17 protein-coding genes are annotated in these 18,295 nt (G+C 40.0%); 1 reads left to right on the forward strand and 16 read right to left on the reverse strand.

Annotation, left to right across the window (positions count from 1 at the left end):
- Positions 1-382 precede the first annotated feature (382 nt).
- The 12 genes from AB1I67_RS17800 to AB1I67_RS17855 all read right to left on the reverse strand — a co-directional run bounded on the left by AB1I67_RS17800 (position 383) and on the right by AB1I67_RS17855 (position 14,426).
- Positions 383-2,236 carry an ATP-dependent helicase gene (locus tag AB1I67_RS17800; protein ID WP_367031355.1) on the reverse strand — a complete coding sequence of 618 codons (1,854 nt, stop codon included), beginning with the start codon at positions 2,234-2,236 and terminating at the stop codon, positions 383-385.
- Complete coding sequence (locus tag AB1I67_RS17805; protein WP_367031356.1) at positions 2,236-4,302, reverse strand: AAA family ATPase; 2,067 nt, start codon at positions 4,300-4,302, stop codon at positions 2,236-2,238. Before AB1I67_RS17805 ends, AB1I67_RS17800 begins: the two co-directional genes overlap by 1 nt.
- Positions 4,303-4,598: 296 nt before the next feature.
- A complete protein-coding gene (locus AB1I67_RS17810; protein WP_367031357.1) occupies positions 4,599-5,909 on the reverse strand; it encodes a hypothetical protein in 1,311 nt (436 codons plus the stop codon).
- A 72-nt stretch (positions 5,910-5,981) separates the two neighbouring features.
- Entirely contained in the window at positions 5,982-6,317 is a 336-nt protein-coding gene (locus tag AB1I67_RS17815; RefSeq protein WP_367031359.1) for a hypothetical protein, read from the reverse strand.
- Positions 6,318-6,462: 145 nt separating this feature from the next.
- Positions 6,463-7,557: a BsuBI/PstI family type II restriction endonuclease gene (locus tag AB1I67_RS17820; protein ID WP_367031361.1), complete on the reverse strand. Its 1,095-nt coding sequence runs from the start codon at positions 7,555-7,557 to the stop codon at positions 6,463-6,465.
- Between the two features lie 5 nt (positions 7,558-7,562).
- Positions 7,563-9,356, reverse strand: coding sequence for an N-6 DNA methylase (locus AB1I67_RS17825; protein ID WP_367031362.1), 1,794 nt, complete (start codon positions 9,354-9,356; stop codon positions 7,563-7,565).
- A gap of 267 nt (positions 9,357-9,623) precedes the next feature.
- Positions 9,624-10,514 (reverse strand): phosphoadenosine phosphosulfate reductase family protein, encoded by an 891-nt coding sequence (locus AB1I67_RS17830; RefSeq protein WP_367031363.1) that lies wholly within the window; start codon positions 10,512-10,514, stop codon positions 9,624-9,626.
- A 182-nt stretch (positions 10,515-10,696) separates the two neighbouring features.
- Positions 10,697-11,119 carry a hypothetical protein gene (locus AB1I67_RS17835; RefSeq protein ID WP_367031364.1) on the reverse strand — a complete coding sequence of 141 codons (423 nt, stop codon included), beginning with the start codon at positions 11,117-11,119 and terminating at the stop codon, positions 10,697-10,699.
- A gap of 52 nt (positions 11,120-11,171) precedes the next feature.
- Positions 11,172-12,194 (reverse strand): group II intron reverse transcriptase/maturase, encoded by a 1,023-nt coding sequence (gene ltrA, locus AB1I67_RS17840; protein ID WP_367031366.1) that lies wholly within the window; start codon positions 12,192-12,194, stop codon positions 11,172-11,174.
- 934 nt (positions 12,195-13,128) lie between these two features.
- Positions 13,129-13,350, reverse strand: coding sequence for a hypothetical protein (locus AB1I67_RS17845; protein ID WP_367031368.1), 222 nt, complete (start codon positions 13,348-13,350; stop codon positions 13,129-13,131).
- Positions 13,347-14,168 (reverse strand): ORF6N domain-containing protein, encoded by an 822-nt coding sequence (locus AB1I67_RS17850; RefSeq protein WP_367031370.1) that lies wholly within the window; start codon positions 14,166-14,168, stop codon positions 13,347-13,349. Before AB1I67_RS17850 ends, AB1I67_RS17845 begins: the two co-directional genes overlap by 4 nt.
- 114 nt (positions 14,169-14,282) lie before the next feature.
- Entirely contained in the window at positions 14,283-14,426 is a 144-nt protein-coding gene (locus AB1I67_RS17855; RefSeq protein WP_367031371.1) for a hypothetical protein, read from the reverse strand.
- Between the two features lie 138 nt (positions 14,427-14,564).
- Between AB1I67_RS17855 and AB1I67_RS17860 the strand changes: the two genes are divergently transcribed.
- Entirely contained in the window at positions 14,565-15,119 is a 555-nt protein-coding gene (locus tag AB1I67_RS17860) for a helix-turn-helix transcriptional regulator (RefSeq protein WP_367031373.1), read from the forward strand.
- A 514-nt stretch (positions 15,120-15,633) separates the two neighbouring features.
- On the opposite strand, the gene AB1I67_RS17865 is transcribed toward AB1I67_RS17860, so the two are convergent.
- The 4 genes from AB1I67_RS17865 to AB1I67_RS17880 all read right to left on the reverse strand — a co-directional run bounded on the left by AB1I67_RS17865 (position 15,634) and on the right by AB1I67_RS17880 (position 18,213).
- A complete protein-coding gene (locus AB1I67_RS17865) occupies positions 15,634-16,362 on the reverse strand; it encodes a M15 family metallopeptidase (RefSeq protein WP_367031375.1) in 729 nt (242 codons plus the stop codon).
- Between the two features lie 128 nt (positions 16,363-16,490).
- Entirely contained in the window at positions 16,491-16,955 is a 465-nt protein-coding gene (locus AB1I67_RS17870; RefSeq protein ID WP_367028318.1) for a phage holin family protein, read from the reverse strand.
- Positions 16,956-16,973: 18 nt separating this feature from the next.
- A complete protein-coding gene (locus AB1I67_RS17875) occupies positions 16,974-17,177 on the reverse strand; it encodes a hypothetical protein (protein ID WP_367028319.1) in 204 nt (67 codons plus the stop codon).
- A gap of 79 nt (positions 17,178-17,256) precedes the next feature.
- The gene (locus AB1I67_RS17880) at positions 17,257-18,213 is read right to left on the reverse strand and encodes a hypothetical protein (RefSeq protein WP_367031377.1); all 957 of its coding nucleotides are present in this window, start codon (positions 18,211-18,213) and stop codon (positions 17,257-17,259) included.
- Positions 18,214-18,295 lie beyond the last annotated feature (82 nt).

Genomic DNA, 18,295 nt, shown 5'->3' on the forward strand with positions numbered 1-18,295 from the left:
TCACTCCATTATTTTCGACACAATTCCACGCAGACTTCGCAGTTTGTTGAGTGGATAATAATGATGTTCACAGGGCAGAATTGGCCCTGGGTGGGCACTCTATCTTTCCTGCCATATCAGGCTATATACCTCTTATATATTACGCTTCCCCTGCAATCGAATTATATCATAGATTTAGAAATTTGAAGATGCCTTTCGTATCTTGAGATAAGAACTGCATTGTTGACTCACTTAATGCCAACAATAACTTCCTACATCAAGTTGGCTTAATAGTCTGTAGCCAAAGGATTATCATTACAAAACCCTTTGGCTATGTACATAGAATTTATTATATGTTGTTATAAAAAACAAATTTAAGATACCTAAACATTACGAGTATAGTTCATTCAATAATTGTAGCTATGCCAGGTGTTTTTAAAAGTTCAAAAAATTCATTAATCACAGTATGTGACTGTTTTGGGTATTTCGAGTTCAATCTATACCTGCAAAATGTAAACATTATTTCAACTTTAGCACGTGATAAAGCTACAAAAAATGCACATCTATCTTCTTCAGGTTGATATTTGAAGTTCCAAAATGCAGAGTCTTCCAGACCTACAAAATAAACTGTATTATATTCTAATCCCTTACTTTTATGAATTGTCATTATTGGGACTGAATGCAATCCTTCAAAATTTTCCAAAGCAAGTAGCCAATCAAATAATGTGGATTCCAGTTCCTCCCATATAAATTTCTGGAACTTATTTAACAACTCTATCAAATAAGATCCTTGATTGTATACTAGTAACATTGCCTTTATTCGTTGCAGACCCCAAAAATCAACAATTTGCTTGAGTAAATCATGAAACTTATCTTCTGTAATAACATTTTTCATCATACCATCAAGGAGTTCAATTTCTTTTATTAGATCACTTTGTATTTTATAATATGCTTCGTCTGTCTGCAAAGAGTTCACATTATATAGGTCTGCTGTCATTGTCAATATGAACTCCCAATCCTGTGGCCTTTTTCTATCAACGGCTAATCTCAATATCGCAATTAGCATTTGAACAATTGGTTCTTTAATCAAGTCTTGGTAATCATTCTCCACTCTAGCGCGAATTTTATATTTTTCAAGCTCCGAAATGATTTGAGAAGTATAGTTTTGAGGCAATTGTTTGCATAAAACGCATAATTCATTGGGAGGTATTCCCTTAGATATCTTCTCGGATACGTCTGATGCAATTATTTTTGCTTCATCTATTTCATTATCTGCAATAAGTAGAGACACTTTTCCATCATCTGGGTTCCACTTATTAGAAACGCTAATGGCACAATCACTTTCATTAAGCGAAGAGTACATCATTCTTTGTAGATCAACAAGCCTTGGAGCGGAACGATGGTTCATTAACAGTTTTCTATTAATTGCTCCAAAATCCGATTCAAAATCTGTAAACACTGTTTTTAATGCCCCTGCCCACAACATAATACGTTGCTTATTATCTCCAACAGCAGTCATCACAGAACGTGAATTCAAGAAACATTGTTTTACCAGTCTATACTGCAAATCCGTTGTATCCTGAAACTCATCTAAAAATACATGACTGTATGTAAGTTGGATACCCTTCTTAATTTTAGGATTGGTTCGAATAATATATTCAGCAAGAATACTTATCATTTTGAAAGACAACGTTGCATTGTACTCTTCAAACCCCTCCACTAACAATTTCCATACCTTTTCACCTAAGTCGTTTTTTGAATAGGGCAACGTAACTGAAGAAAGCACTTTATCATAATACGTCTTTAATTTACTTGGTGACATGCTATTGCGATTAATGAACCCCGCCCTTTTAAATGCAACCTCTATAATATTTTTATCTTCAATTAAATATGAAGCATTTGGCCTAACGCTCTCTGGTAAAGCAAGACGAAAGTGATCCAGAATACTTTTGGAAAACGCATCATATGTTAATGACACAAATCTATTTCCAACTTCGTTTCCACATCGTTTCATTACTCGCTTTTTCAAATTATCAGCCGAATCATTCTTGAAGCTTATTGCCAATATCTTCTGAGGATCTCGACATTTATTGGTCTGGAAAAGATAACTTGCTTTCTGCGCTAGCAATTCTGTTTTACCTGCCCCCGGCCCAGCAACAACCAACGTATTTATGTTTGACCGAACTGCCGCTTCAGCATTTGCTTCCAGCACAATTCCGTCACATGGTATCCACTTTTCACATGAAATTCTCCTCATTACATGTTCCCTCGTAATGCCTTTTCCGCAGCATTAATCATTCTTTTAAAAACATCAGGCATCGAAATCAACAAGCTTTCGTTACTAATTTTAGAAAGTGCCTCAATATGTGTGGAAGGCTTTCCTCTATTTAAGAAAAAGTAGGTATACCATACCATTAATTTCCGTTGCTCTATAGTATAGGTCTTTCCCTCACCACCACATCTCTTTAATGTATGCTGAACATCATCTGTAATACGTTTTTCATATTCTGGATATGTTTTCCCTGAGGCTTCGATAGATTTAATATACTCTTGATGTTTTTGTCCATTTTCTTCTATCATAAGCCTAGGACCTTCATTCAAATTAAGTAAATCTTTATAAATATGTCCATAAAACTCCAACATTAAGAAGTCAATGTCTAACGGTGCTGAGAAAAACACATTATAATGCTCTAAATAATTAATCCACGCCTGCAGACATTCCATACTCTCAACATCCCAATCAATCATTCCCTCAAATTCCTTAGTAGACATAACCCCATTTGCCGTTTTTAATAGTTTATTTCTGTCATATCCATTTTGAATAAGTTGATCTAAAACATATTTTATACGCCCCCAACAACCACCATCTCTTTCTTTATCTAGGTCGAGCAATGTAACATGTGGGATGTCTAGATCATTGAGAAGCCTCCAAAAATGGTTCACATGCCTTCCTCCTAAAGGAACAATTGATATACCACTTAAATCAACATTTCCATTCTTTGCATTCCAGAACTTAGGCAAAATAATTTCCTCACTATCACCTTCGCCTAAAATTACAAGTTTGGCAAAATACAACTCAGGATATGCCTTGACCGCCTCCTTGATAAATTTGTATTGATCCGCCGAATTCTCTTTGTCTGGCAAAGTAATAGAACGAACTCTCGTAACACAATTATCTATCTCAAGGCGAAAATATCTAAGGTTTTCTGGATCAATCCTTTTTATAATGGCCGTAGAATGGGATGTTAAAACAGTTTGGGCATTACTTTTTCTAGCAATATCCTCCAAATTTGAAATCAACTGTCCCATCAAGTGCGGAGCAATATGATTTTCTGGCTCCTCTAGCGCGATTATTGTCAAAATCGGTGGTTTATGGTTAAAAGAAACATGTTCAGGATCAGATTTAAGTTCTTCCTGTATTTTTGTCTCTACATCAAGTATACTATCAACCAATGAAATATAAAAAAGTGAACGCAATCCATCACTCATATCATCAATAGTACATTCTTTTCCCGTTACCGTTGGAAGAAAAACCACTTCCGATTTTTTAATAGAAGAATCTATATCCGTACTATTAAAACGGAGTTGAGCATTTGAATACCTGGTATCAGAATCATAAGTTCCCCATTGAGTATGAATAGAAGAACCCAATATCGAAACGCCCTTTTCTTCCAAAAACTGTGCATTTAACTCATTGATTTTCTCTTTAATATTTGCTTTGATAGTATTGCTCCAGTTTATACTATTCATAATCTGATACATCATTGTACCAGATGCATTTTTCAGTTGTCTTGAAGGATCACGAACAGCCGGCACATAAATAACCCTGATTCTGTCTAAATCTCGCCGATTTGCCGGAGTTTTATATTCAGTAATATCTTCGCCTTCCGGACATGTGATATAGTAAACCTTACTTTCAACGGCACCTTCTACATTACTACTTTTCTCCCACGTAGCTTCTAAACGGATACGAAGGTAGGGGGAGGCTCCAGGATTGTCAACAACCAAACTTTGAAAAAAAGGAGGAACAGAGCCTTCTCCATTTTCACCATCCGTCAATTCATCAAAAGTAAACACTGCCTCAATATATAAATCCTGGGTTTCTAGTTCTTCTGGGTTTACATCTTTGGGCAAGTGAAAATCACTTCGTTTTAAAATACGATCGCTACTATTATTAGAAAACAAATAGTTCAACGCAAACAATGCCGCAGTTTTTCCTGCGCTATTATTGCCAATAAATGCAGTAATATCATTAATGTCGATTACTTGCTCGCTATCACCAAAGCAACGGAAGTTATGAAGCTTAAATTTTGATAGTTTCATATGATATCCTCCAAGATATTTTTCTTTTGTATATTTATATTTTGCGGTTGAGGATGAGCTTCCTCTCTAGACATCAGTAGACTTTACCGCATTCTTACAATTATTACAATGTCTTTCGAGCATTATTTACTTTTTTAATCATAATCATGCTATGATTAAGGTACTTTATGTTTGCTATTGCACTGTTATTTAAGCATCACTAAGTCTTAATTACTGAAACACTACTTTCGAATTTTCATTGATTATCTCAAATTTGTACCTCGTTATTTTCTTATTCAATCTTAAAGTAAAATTATTTAATATCCATAGCGACTTTTATTAAATATATTTTTATCATCGTCCGCTTTATCATGTTCTCTTTTCCCGAAGAATTCGTCCTCACGTCTAACGATAGGATCAAACCAATCAGCTTTATCCGAAGCCCATTTAACCCACTTAATCATTTCTTCTGTAAGCGGCTGAAACTGTGTGACAGCACTTATGTATGCTCTAATCTTGCAGGCCATCTCATAATCGTTTGCTCGATTTAAAAGAATCCTAGTATTTCTTTTTTCATCTTCAAGTCTCTGCTTACGTTCCTCGGCTAGTCTTTGTTTCTCTACCCATAATTTATGTTCTTCTTCCCGCTTTACACGCTCCAAACGTAACTCTTCCGACAATTGATACATATAAATCAAAACTTCCCCTATTTGGCTCTCTAGTCTTGTCTTTGTACTGTCTTTAAAATATTTACCATCTGAAAAAACAATCCGAATTTTCCCATTATATACATTATCAGTTTTCGGTATTCTAGGCTCAGATGCCCATCGGTGCTGCTTTTGCGCATCTTTATAAATCAACAAATCCCTAGCCTCTTGTTTTGTCATTTGATGAGGAACTTTATCCATGGATTCCACTATTTTAAACCGCACCTTATCCTCTCGAATTTTAACAGTTAAATCTTCATAGATAACTCCCCCAAGCTGTTCGACTGCTTGAAAAAGGGCATTCATAAAATCATAAATTCTTCCCATCGAACTTTCCGAAACATCATTTACAAATAAGGGTATATCATCTCGACTAGAATGATATCTCCCTCTTCTGTCTGCCTCCTGTTTTTTCCAATCAGATATTTTCTTACGATAAGCAACCAATTTAGGATGTGGATGCGAATTGCTTTGTACCGTTAATGCTTTAGCTATTTCTATAACCTTTGTCCGTTCCTCATCATCTAAAAAATTCAACACATCTGGCAATACTTCCAATTCATATTCTTTTATTTCTTCAATGGCCTTAACCTTATCACTTTTATTGTTTTCTGATTTTTCGTCAGATTCTTTAACAATTTTCTCTGTAGGTTCCGGTTGACGTTTTTCTTTCCGTGATACTCCTTGCTTTAGCACTTCTATCTCATCTATATCAGATTGTGGCAAGGGTGCCTTACTTACCTCTTTTCCACAAGCTATTTTTGTCCAATACCCCGATGGTGGGATCGGGATTTCATAATCTTTACAGCTTTGTAGCAGTTTAGCATAATTTAATCCATATTGCTTTGCTACACCGGAGGCAGATATTTCCCATATTTCATCATACAATTTCTGTCTATTAATCTTTATCGTATTCTCCATCACTATCTACCTCCCCTTCTTTTGTACTATAGGCAAAAAGCGAAAACGCATATTCAAACAAATCAATGTCTCCTATTTTGCGTCTTCGCTTAATATAAAAACCAGATCATTCTTCATTTCCTGAAATTGTTCAATAATAGTTTGTAGATTCTTCTCTATACCTTGAACCTGAACCTCTGTAATTTTTCCGTATTTATATGCTATCAAACGTTCCCCAATAATATGGTAGCTCCAGCTTTCTGAGTATGATCGATCCCTCTCTTCATTATGAATCGCAAACCCTATTGGTAAAAGATTGTTTCTCATACCAATACTAACCGCCATCGAAAATATACCTAAATATTCTCCAGCCATCTTACATGTGATTTTTGATGCTTTGCGTATATCATCATCTGTATATTTAGCCATTTTTACACTCCCCCTTGAAAACCCTTTAACAATATAACCTTATATTATTAATTTTCGTACAGCAAGAGCGGTATGCTTAACACTTACACAAACCGCCCTTTATAACTCACTATTAGTAATGGACCTCAACCAGCATCTCTTTTTCTCACAGTTCTAAAAATCCACCAATAGAAACTGCTCTTTCTTCATTTCCCTCTCGCAAGTAAATAATATTGTCCGGCTCACTAGCATACCAAATAAAGGTTCCCCAAGAAATAGATGGAACCAACTTACGGCTTACGGAGTTAGAGCGGTCTCTAAATACAGTCACACAAACACAGTCCTTTTCTTTATATCCCGCTTTCGCCGCCAACTCTAACAATTCCAACTTCCTACGATCATTAATAGGGCCATCGCTTGCAACACATTCAATAAACACTATAATTGGCTGCTTTTCTCCTAATTCCGCTAAAATCAAATCTGGGAGCACAGTAGATACATCTACATCAAAACCAATTGCTTGGCACAAATCATCATCTTTTAGTAATAACTTTTTAGCCGACTCACTCATTAAGATAACTGCCGGATCTTTCATGAAATTTTTAGCAAACTGCTCAACAACTGCCTTTGCAAGTTCACTACTTGGGCCTGAAGCCATTTTTCTAGTTTCACCATTCGGAAGGTTCACTAATACCCCATCTGATGATGCCGAAACTAATCGTTTAGACAACGCGACTCTTGCCAGCGAAGTTGCTGACAAAAAGTCTTCCTGCCATTTTTGAATGGCTAAATCTAATTCCTCACCCTGTAATTTAGGATTAAAAAGATCTGCAAACTGAGCTTGCAAAGAATATCTGGGTAATGGGGAGGTTGTTGCTAATCCTGCTCTTTCTATAACTGCGTTCAACCGTACCATTTCTCTTATCGTCTCATCCCTTATAGGTTCTCTTGTATTGGGTTTATACCACCTTCCTGGTATATCTCTAGGAGCATCTTTGCTTTGGCTTAAAGCGAGCCATTCTTTTCTTTCTTCCGGCGTTTGCATAACGGCTTGTTCATCCGTCATACAAGTAATAGTTGCTGGCCTGATCCACTCCTCTTCATCAACACAAAAACTATATAGCATTGTGAATACTGTTTTTGCACCCATTTCACGGATTATATAACCATTTACATCTATTTCTCTTGGAAAAATAGCTTTTAATCTTTCCTGTATCTCTTCAATCTCCGGCAATTCTCCAGATAACCACTCAGAAATCATGTCTTTTAATCCTCCAGCCCGTATGCTTTTAAAATTATATTTTCTATCTTTTCCTGCATTTCTTTATCAGTATTCGCCTTATGTATAACTGCTGCTATTTCTTCCAATTCCTTTAAATTATCAACTGGTGGTAGAGGTATTGCCTGCAGTTCTGTAGCCGATACTGCTACACTTCCAGACAGACATCTAAATATTCGATCTACTGTCTGTGAATTTAAAATCAGTGTTAATGCCTTTTGGGACACTTTGGGGACGTCCGATATCGAATGTACAATATTTACATGATTTTCAACCACAACTCCGTCCCATTTATCAATGAATTCCTGTGGCAATATACACGTCTGCAATCTTCGGTTTTGTTCCTTTGCAGTAGTCCTCTGAACCAGTACTACTGCTTGTCTACATACTAAGAATTCTTGCCTTTCTGAGATTTTTATATATTTCATTTTACGTCTATATTGATAATTAAACTTAAACTGTCCATCTGCCGAAATTGCCTCTGCCCAAATAATAGGTCTTACTCCACACTCTGGTTCTTCATAAATCTGTGTTTTTAACCGATTCCATACCAGTTGCCCTGTTGAAACTTTATATCCATAGTCTTGTAATGTGGTATTCGTTCCTCTAACTTTTTTAACGATGTTAGCCTCTGCCGGTTCACGGGCAATTACCCATGGTTTTATTCCTTCCTCAATTTGAAAACTTCCAATTCGCTCAACACTATATATATTGTTTTCCACATTAATTTTATTCGCAGTTACACACCGCATTCTATTAGGTCCAAAAACAACCAGGCACGTTTCTTGAAGGACCTGATCAAATACACCGGACCGCATTGAAATAAAATCAATTGCTAAAGGAGGATTCTCCTCAACTAATAACTTTCTCAGATTTGAAAAATATTTCCCCCCTAAAAACGAAGTTGGCGTTACAAATCCGACCAAACCTCCTGACTGCAATATCCTTAATGATGCATCAATAAATAGCCCATACAAATTTGCATGCCCGTATAATGATCTTGAATATAGTTTTCTAGTTTCCTCATCCAGTTTTATTTTACCATATGGCGGGTTTCCAACTATTACATCAAAACGCCTTGTCTCTGTTTCAATACATTGAATTGTATCCTGAACTTTAACGATGGACTTTAGCCTTCTTCCCGCCGCTATCGTTTCCGAATACAACAGTATGTCAACCAAAGTCTGAGTAATCCATGCTGCAAATCTATCTATTTCTATACCTGATAGATGCTTTTCTATATGTTCGATTTTTTCGATTGCAGATAATTCCTTTATCCTATAATCCCCTAACATACGATTGGCAACTGTAACTAAGAATGCTCCTCCTCCGCAAGCCGGATCTAAGACTTTATCTTCTGCCCAATCTGCCCCCTCTGCTGCTAATAAATCAAGAAGACGTTCTGATATAGACGGTGGTGTATAGTAAACTCCATTATCTGAACGATAGCTGTCAGGTAAAAGCATTGTATACATAGCGCCCATTAAATACGCATATTCCATTATATTTAATGTAATAAAGTAATCTGCAATATCTTTTGCCAGTCTTATTGCATAAATATCCAACCTTGTAGAAACAATCTTTATTTGCCTACACTCCCACCTTTTTTTATAATTTACATTTCGCCACAGAAATTTCATGACAGAAAAGCTAAATGAGCGGGCAAATGCAATTTCTTCTTTCTCCGAATTGCAGTTATTTGACTTCTTCAGCGCTTCGATTTCATATTTATACTCTTCCCATGTCTTTTGTCGAGGGCATATATCCATCGCTATAGGCATTTCTCTCACCCATCTCTCTCTATTGTAATTTTCATTTTACCATCTATTATTCTATAAATCTATACATTTACATCATATTTCTATTATACCTTAGTATTGTGTATATCGCAACAGGTTTAGAGAACATTTGTTCTTTTGTGTTTCTGGAGTAATCTATATACAAGAATTCTGACTAGGTTTTCTAATCTATGTAAACATTGAAGTAGAGAATTCCTTTCCGCCAATCTCTACCCCAATGCTTAGCTCCCCCTTGATATCGCTTAGATTCTACAAAATATCCTTTTCTCCCAACCATTCAATTCGATCAAACAAACTTATCTGCCCCTCTATAGTCTCTTCCTCCATCCACCACGAAAAAACATCCTCCGCTGTCTTCCACTTCGTCTTGCCACCGCCAACATGGATTACATCCAGCATCTTTCCAAATGATCGTATATATGCCCTTTGGTAGGTCGGGAATAGACGAAACTCTGTCCAACGGTTCTTCCCTGCCATGGGGCATCCCAAACAGCCGACTCGGTAGAATCCCATATCATAAAGCGGATTAAGCTCCAGGCGCTCGCTGCGTATATATTCCCACACATCAGAGTCCCGCCAGTCTACAATCGGATTGCAGATTCTTTTCCCTTTTAATGTGCAACTCTCAAACAGCATGCGCTGTTCATCATTGTCATTATTCAGGATAATCTTTTTACTGGGATCCGAGACAAAATTTTCAAAAACGCCTCGATTATTTTTTCGCTTTACACTCTCCGCCCATCGCACACCGGTGGTAATGAACCGATCCCGGCAGGAGTTCTCTTTACAAATTTGACAGCAATATCTCTGCAGCCTTGTTGGCGGAAACTTTTTCATGGGAATCAGCGACCACATTGTAACTCTCTGGCCTTTGTATATCGGATAATTCACACAGCACGTAATCCCCTCCAGTTCTAACCTGCGAAAAATATCTCTCACATAGTAAATGGTCTGAGGTGCATCTGCTGTAGTCAGGTTGTGATGAATCTCAAATGGTATCCCGGCACGTCTGACAATTTCCCTACAGACTGCACTGTCTTTCCCTCCACTGTCTGTTACAACTAAGGGGCGTCCGTATAGTCTTAGGGACATCTCGGATGCCATCTTCACTCTTTCTATCGCTTTCTGCTCTAAATCCATTCAAAAAAGAGTCAGATATCTTTTCCCGGCCGGAACTCTGCCTCCTTCTTTTTAGCTCTCTTGCAAGAGAAAAAGACACTGATTTTCATCAGTCTCTCCCCATCATAACAATCTGCTCTTTTCTACTTACACAGTGAACACCATCACCTCCTTCACAACAAAGCCTCACCATATTCTGGAATTTACATATTCATTTGCGGCCCCTGAGTTATTTCCGCCTCCTGAAACAGTCCGACATATTGATTAATTTCATCTGCCAATATCTGGTAATCCTTCTGGTTCGGCTTATAGACATACCACTCCTTCTCTCTGTTTTCCCAAATATGCGGGATAATCCCTTCCTTGAAATTGGGATTGCTGACCGCCTTCTTGCCCCAAATATCCCGAAATTTCAACGCATTGGTATCAATCGTTCCCTCCTTTCGGTTAAGCATTGTCATAACAATTCCGTCATATGTTGTAGTAGTAGATCTGGAAAACTCCAGACGCATACGAACTTCCTCATTTACTCTCACATAACCACAGCTTCCGATATATGTTGCATCTTCGCTGTATCGGGTCATACCTAGCACCTTTTTTAACTCCATTCGCAAAAAATTCACCATTTATCCTCCTCTGTCCCTTTTTACAATTTAATCCGCGACCCCTGCAAGGTTTCTAGCTCTTGAACCAAGTCTGCCTATTTATCAACCACCTCAGCCATTTTTTCTTAACCGATTTTTTCGAACAAATAAAATAAAGACTATTTCCCCAGCTTCTGCAAGTGAGTTGCTTCATTCTTGCTTTGAATTTCGCTACTGATTTTGCGTGTGGTTTTGCCTTGTATTGGTGTGCCTTACTATCAAAGTAAAATCCAAATCCAAGGTATTTTAGGCCACTCGGTCTATCCACCTTACTCTTTGTCATATTTACTTTGAGTCCCAGTTTCTCTTCAATAAACTTCGTGAGATTTCTCATCACTCGCTTTGCTGACATCTCGCTTCCGACCATGATAATACAGTCATCTGCATATCTGACAAAGTTTAGTCCTCTCTGTTCCATTTCCTTATCAAGTTCATTCAGCATGACATTAGCAAGAAGTGGTGAAAGATTTCCACCTTGCGGTGTTCCTATCACGGTTTCCTTGTATTCATCATCTACCATGATTCCACTTACTAAGAACTTTCTGATGATTGAGATAACATCTCCATCTTTAATTGTTCTTCCTATGAGTGTCATCAACTTATCATGGTTTACTGTGTCAAAGAACTTCTCCAAGTCAATGTCAACTATCCAATCATTTCCATCATTCATCATATCTAATGCTGTTATGATTGCCTGCTGTGCACATCTATTCGGTCTAAATCCATAACTCTGGTCATGGAACTGCTCTTTATAGATTGGTGTTAGTACCTGTGCAACTGCCTGTTGTACAAAGCGGTCTGTTACTGTTGGTACTCCCAGCTTTCTGACGACACCATCTGACTTCGGTATCTCCACTCTGCGTACTGGCTGAGGCTTGTACTTTCTTCTCCTCAGCTGTTCCTTGATGATTTCGCCGTTCCTTTCAAGATGCTCTTTGAGTTGTGTGTACTTCATTCCGTCCACTCCCTCTGCACCTTTATTTCGCACGACTTGCAGATATGCGGTATTGAGATTCTCTTTACTTAGTATCTGCTCCATTAGACTACTTGTGTCCATGCGTTCTTTCCTTTCCGTCTCGCTAAATCTGACCACCCTTTTCCCGATTGGTTACGGCAGATGTTGTCATCTCTGCAATACGAGACCTACTAAAACTTATTGATTGTTCGCCCCTTCGCTCCATTTCCATTACAGAAACTTCTTCACTACTATGGGCTCGGCTGACTTCTCACAGTTCGTTGTTACTCGGCTAATGAAACCGCTGTGAGACCTCCACGCTTAAGGTGCACGCTCTTTCCCTCCATATATCCGCCGCATTTACTCTGCTTCTACAAATGTGGTAGTTATCAGACTTTGTTGCTTTAAGCCAACTTATCTCTCGAAGCCTAGCCTTATATGCGATTTCTGTCCGTCGGGCCAGAGGTTTGCCTACAGCTTCCTTAAGATTCCACCTCACGATGGACACCCTTGCTGTTCAGCTATACATTTCCCACTACCTGGGCATGTTGGGGACTTACACCCCTTAGAGCGCGCCCATGGCGCGCAAACTAAAAAAAGGCCAGCCATTTTTGATCTGGCTGACCTGAAATTTCACCCTATATCCTCTTTTCCCCGTCTCACATCTATGAAAAGGCCAAAAAATCGGGGTCAAAAACGGCCATTTTTTGCCCGATTTTTCCCTCGATTTTTCGCCAAAAACCACTATATCTTGTGGTTGAACCCATCTATTTTCCTTTCAAACCACAATTCCGCATCATTATTACCACCTCGACATTCGCCGTTTGCAGAAATCAAAAACTATTTTATTCTCTCTTGTATTATAGCGCAACTTACTGTCTTTTAAAATAAGGACTTTGGAGGAAACTGAAAAACTTATTATATTATACAGAAATCAAAGATAACCTAGACAAATTTATTCATGGTGGTCAAAACGTTGTCATCGACCACACAAAGAAGAACACCCTTCATCTGAGGGGTGTTCTAATTGTTGAGCCTATCCAATTTTTTTCCTTACGGCTCGCTCGGCACGCTTGCCATGAATATACCCCAACATGAAGATATCAGCTGCTGCATCCAGCGTGAAGGAATATGGTCTCCCTTCTGCTATCTCTCTCACTTCCTCGCGTACCTGCTCATTTCGCCAAAAAGCCTCTGCTGAGTGCTGATGTCCTATCAACTGCATTGTCCTGTTCTTCTCATATGGAGATGTCATCATGCTACCTCCTGATTCTTGTAAGTAACGTGGTAGGCTTTCATCTGACCATCTGTCTGATGATACTCAATGTCAGTCGGATAGTCATTGTCGGCAAGCCAGCAGATCACCCTCTCGATGACCTCATCCGAATACTTCCGAACGGTTCCCTGCCATTTGCCTTTGGACTCCCAGGTATCAGTATAATCTGCTTCCGTGATGCCAATCCGCCGGATAATCTCGTTGATGGCTTTGTCCGCAGGTTTACCGGATGATTTATAGCAGATGCCCGCCTGCCGCGCGATATGTACCGTATCCCAGTAACGTTTGTCCGATTCGATTTCTACCGGAAGAAATACCTGCGCTTTCTCGTAAAGCTGCTTTGCAGTGAGGAGCTGGATTTTGCTGTTACATCCGGCTTTCTCCAGAAGCGGGGTGAGAATCTTTACAGCGTTATTAACACTGGCCAAACGCTCAGACGAGGATTTCTCTTTCTGTGGAATCTCCCTCTTCTCCTGACTATCAAAATAGTGGTCTACCAATCTGTCATAAACATCCCATGCTACATCAGTATTTAAAGACTTGGCATGGAGGAAAGCACCTTTCTGCGTCCAGAGATATAAAGTATTGATATTTGGCAAAAGGTCAATCTGTCCGTTTGCTCGAAAATCTTTCAACTTCTGCCCCTTTAAACAAATATAATGCTTTCCCTCTACGTACCGTCCTTTGTTCCGATTAAAATTCTTCGTAATAGTATCTGTATTGCTCTCATACGCCTCTGCAAGTTGTTGAGTTGTCAAAACCCTGATATTCTTGTACTCTGTCACTGTTAATTCATTCATCTGATTTTCTCCTTCTTTAAATTTGACAATTCAGAGAAAATAGGGTATGATTTGCCTATAGGCATAGGGATACCCTATTTCCTAATCTCTGAGCAATCACGTTGGTCGGCAAACTTACCGTGACTGCTCTTTTTTTGTTGCTAAATCTTGCTTGATAAGGTCTATCACATACTGCATAAAGGATTTGTCCTGCATCACTGCTCTAATTTTGGCAGCTTTATGAGTGGCTTCATCAAGAATCACCGTTACACGTTTCATGTATCTTCTCCTTTCTTATACGGTTTTCGTGTACTTGTTTTAATGTAATATACTTTTTATGTATTGTCAATAGCAAAAACATTTTTAATGTACATTTAAGCTCACATGGTGTATAATATAAACATGGAGGTTGATTCTATGATTAATGAACGGCTTAAATCTTTGCGATTAGAAAATAATCTTACCCAAGCTGCTCTTGCTGATAAAATAGGTATTGCTAAAACCACCATAGCCTCTTACGAGCAAGGCATAAATGAACCAAATATTGGAACACTGATAAAAATATCTGATTATTTTCATGTTACAATAGATTATTTGGTTGGTAAAAGCAACTACAAAAACGTTCAGGAAGAAGTAGGCTTTAAAAACACTATTGTTCTTAGCGATGAGCAGGAATTATTAGTGCTTTTCAAAAAAATTACATCCTGTTATGAATTTTTAAATCACCTATATATTGATAACAATATTAGTCCGAGTTACACTTCCTTGTCCAAACAGTTAGTAAGACATTTAGAGATTGTTTTAGATGCATATCAACGGATTAATGAGTGCTCCCCGGAAACTATAGAAGATATTGGCTCAAATATTGGAGCATTCTTCATGTTTATTAATCTTAACTTTGATTGTATGAAACTTGGTTGCGAACTCACCCATGTCTATAAAAGTCTTATTGAGTTGCCCGTCGATGAATAGGGGCAACTCGTCTTTTACATACGTCCATTTTACCACCAGAAACACTACACTGCAAATTTTCAAAACCCGCGGATAAGCATTTTTGTACTTTTTCAGCTATACCATATTCTTTTCTCAATGTTCATTGATTGCTTTCATTCTACCTTAAAGGTAAATCCTCCATCTCCAGCAAATAAATATGTCCATTCACCTCTACCCGCTCACATCATATCATAACTCAGCGGGAAATAACGGGCAATCTTTTTAACTGTAAATGCATCATAACACACCTAAAAATTGATTGCAATACCCCATGAACCTACGGTTTTAAGGCGTTTAGTTCACCAAATAACGATTTTGTTGACAAAGAAATTTACAGCAAATCACCATAATAAACATAACGCAAAGCATAGTTATAATTTAATGTAATATTTCTTTATTATGAAAATATCAATTTGATTAACTAAACGCCCAGAAAATATTTTTCCACTTCGTCTCTTTGCACAAAATACTACTTATGGACTTGTGCATTTTTTCATTCCACATACCAGATCTCCTGCGCCCCATTCTCGCGGGAATGCCAGCAGGCTCCTTCCCGCGGCCCGTCCACGGTGTTGTCCAGGAAGTACCAGTCGCCGGTCCCATCTGCCGGGTCGCATACGCTGCCGTTCCAGCGGTGCCAGCCGGTGCACATGTAGCCATCCGGGTTGAACAGGTACCAGTGATGGTTGATCGTCAGCCATTTGTTTGCCGGGTAAGCGCCGTCCGCGTACCGGTACCACCAGCCGCGCGGGGTCTTGATCCAGCCGGTCCGGGTCTCCTCCGGCTCCCAGGTGCGCATGAACTCGGCCGGGTTGGAGTACAGCTTCTTGATGCCCGATGTGCTGCTGCCCCAGTCCGGGAGCTGGAAGTGGGGCTTGTCCACGATGGACTTCCAGTTGCCTCCCCATTCCAGGCCCAGGGCTGTGCCGATGGCTCCGGCCCGGCCGAAGAAGTTGCCGGATTCGTTGTAGGCACCGGCGCCGTTGTTGCGGTAGATGTCGAAAGCCGTGCCCCACTGGTGGTAGGAGCTGTAGCTGCTGCCGGGGGCATTGGTGACGATATTGCCGGGTTTGGTGCGGCCCTGGGCGTACAGGGCGTCCTGCTCTGCTACAGTGCGCAGGGTTTCGCCGATGGCGATCTTCAGGCCCTGGCGGCTGCATTCTGCCATGAATTCTGATGCCAGTGTCTGTAAGCGCGGGTGGCATAAGGTGATGTCTCTCATTTTGTTTTTCCTCTTTTCTATTATGATATGAGAAAGGCGGACAGGTTGTTACTGCCCGCCAGGGTTGTGATGTAGTTGTGATGTTATGGCTTGTTGCGATGGTCGCAACGTGTTGCGCCAGATCAGACTCACTTCGTCCGGTCTTCCGTCTGCACCTCCAGCAGCTTCTCTGTCACTGCCAGGCCTTTGATAAGGAATGCCGGTACGTTATAACCACACTCCACCAGATTCTCCAGCACACTCCGGATCTCATTGACCAGCAGACATGCCAGTGTGAACCAGCCAAACAGCATTAAAAAATCCAGATTGATGCCAAGGACATCCCTGCCCAGTCCAATGAGCAGATCAGGCATCAAAAAAGCTACCAGGATGATCACCCAGTAGCCGACCTTTTTTAAGATTCCCCGCAGCCCGATGTAGCTGGACTCCTCTTTCTTTTTTCTCGCCTTATACCAGCCGGTCCCCCAATCCAGGACATTCAGCAAAAGATATCCGGCAAACACATACCAGTATGCTCCCAACAGTGCCGTGGCGACTGCCACCAGACTTCCAACAATCGCATTGTACTTATCTACAAATCGCATTTTTTTCATCTACCTCACCTTTCTCTCTTATTCATGGTCACAGGCTGCATGACCAGGGCCGCCAGGGATATGCCCGGGCTGTACGATCCTGCTGGTGCCGGGGGTGGTGTCGCTGGTGTATTCGTGGCCCGTGCCTTTCTTCAGTGCCTCGTTCTTTGGCTCCGGGGTCGGGATGCCGGTGGCCGGGCCGTAGGGGGTGGTTGGGGTTTCTGATTTGTGTTTGATACTCATAGTCTTGTCCTCTCTTTCTTTTTGTGAAATAAATTAAGCCGCATGAAAAGCGGCGGGTTATTGTAATTTTTTAGTTGCGTTAATATAGCCAAACTCTGTAAAAATGCTGTATTGATGAACCACTGTATAAATCGAACCCCACACCAATTGTATCAACTACATTGTGATTTTCTGTAAAAGGTATGTATACTGTTACTTTGTTGCCACCATGCCCCAACTCAATTGGGGTACTCGAAGACGATGAACCGCCTTTCCTCCCCAATAGATTTCCTGCAGTAGATGAATTTGATCCTCTAAAAATTCTAATACCACCACGAGCAAAATCCGGATTAGCATTCACTGTTTCCACAGCGATACCCGTATATCCCGTTAAATTTATGCTTGATGTTGTATAAATATAATTTCTGTTAATACCAGCTCCCGAATTAACCTGACCAGGTAGCGTTATCGAGTTTGATTCCATCTTCCCGCTGTTAGTAGTGACTCCGTAATACGTAGCACCATTATTGTAAATGTCAGTCGGATTTGCCACATACCCTTCCCATGTCCCAGTCACCCCGCCTACAACCACCCCTTTCTTAATATTCGCTGCAATGAGGTTGCTCACCGCCTGCACTGTCACATTCCCGGTCATGTACTTCCCAGAGCAGGATACCACCTTCTGGCTATTTCCCGGTGTTACGGTCTGTGCTCCCATGGTGGCAATGCTCTGTGTTACCTTACCGGCTCCGTTGTGATACCCCTCCGGGATCTTATATGTACCATTGATACCCAAAGATGCGCTTACCGCGCCTCGGTTCGTGATGGCCTGATCCACATAGCCTGTACCATTATGGTACCCTGCCGGGATCACTGCCTTTCCATTTACGCCAATCCGGGAGGTCCATGCACCTTTGTTGGGCATTGTCCCTGCAACTGCCTCGTCGTCACTGTCGGATGTCACCGCTGTTTTTCCAGCGAGTACATTCCCTTTGGTTGCTGTGCATTCATCAGAGCCTGTACCGCTCCCGGCTTTCATTAAGATACATTCTGCCATTTCTTTACCTCCGATAATAAGAATTATAGGGAAGTTCCCATTGTGCTTTTTTAGTTTCTGATACATTTTGAGGGCGATATTT

Origin of the sequence: Clostridium sp. AN503 (assembly GCF_040719375.1) — a bacterium.
In the GTDB taxonomy this organism is placed as follows: Bacteria; Bacillota; Clostridia; order Lachnospirales; family Lachnospiraceae; genus Brotaphodocola.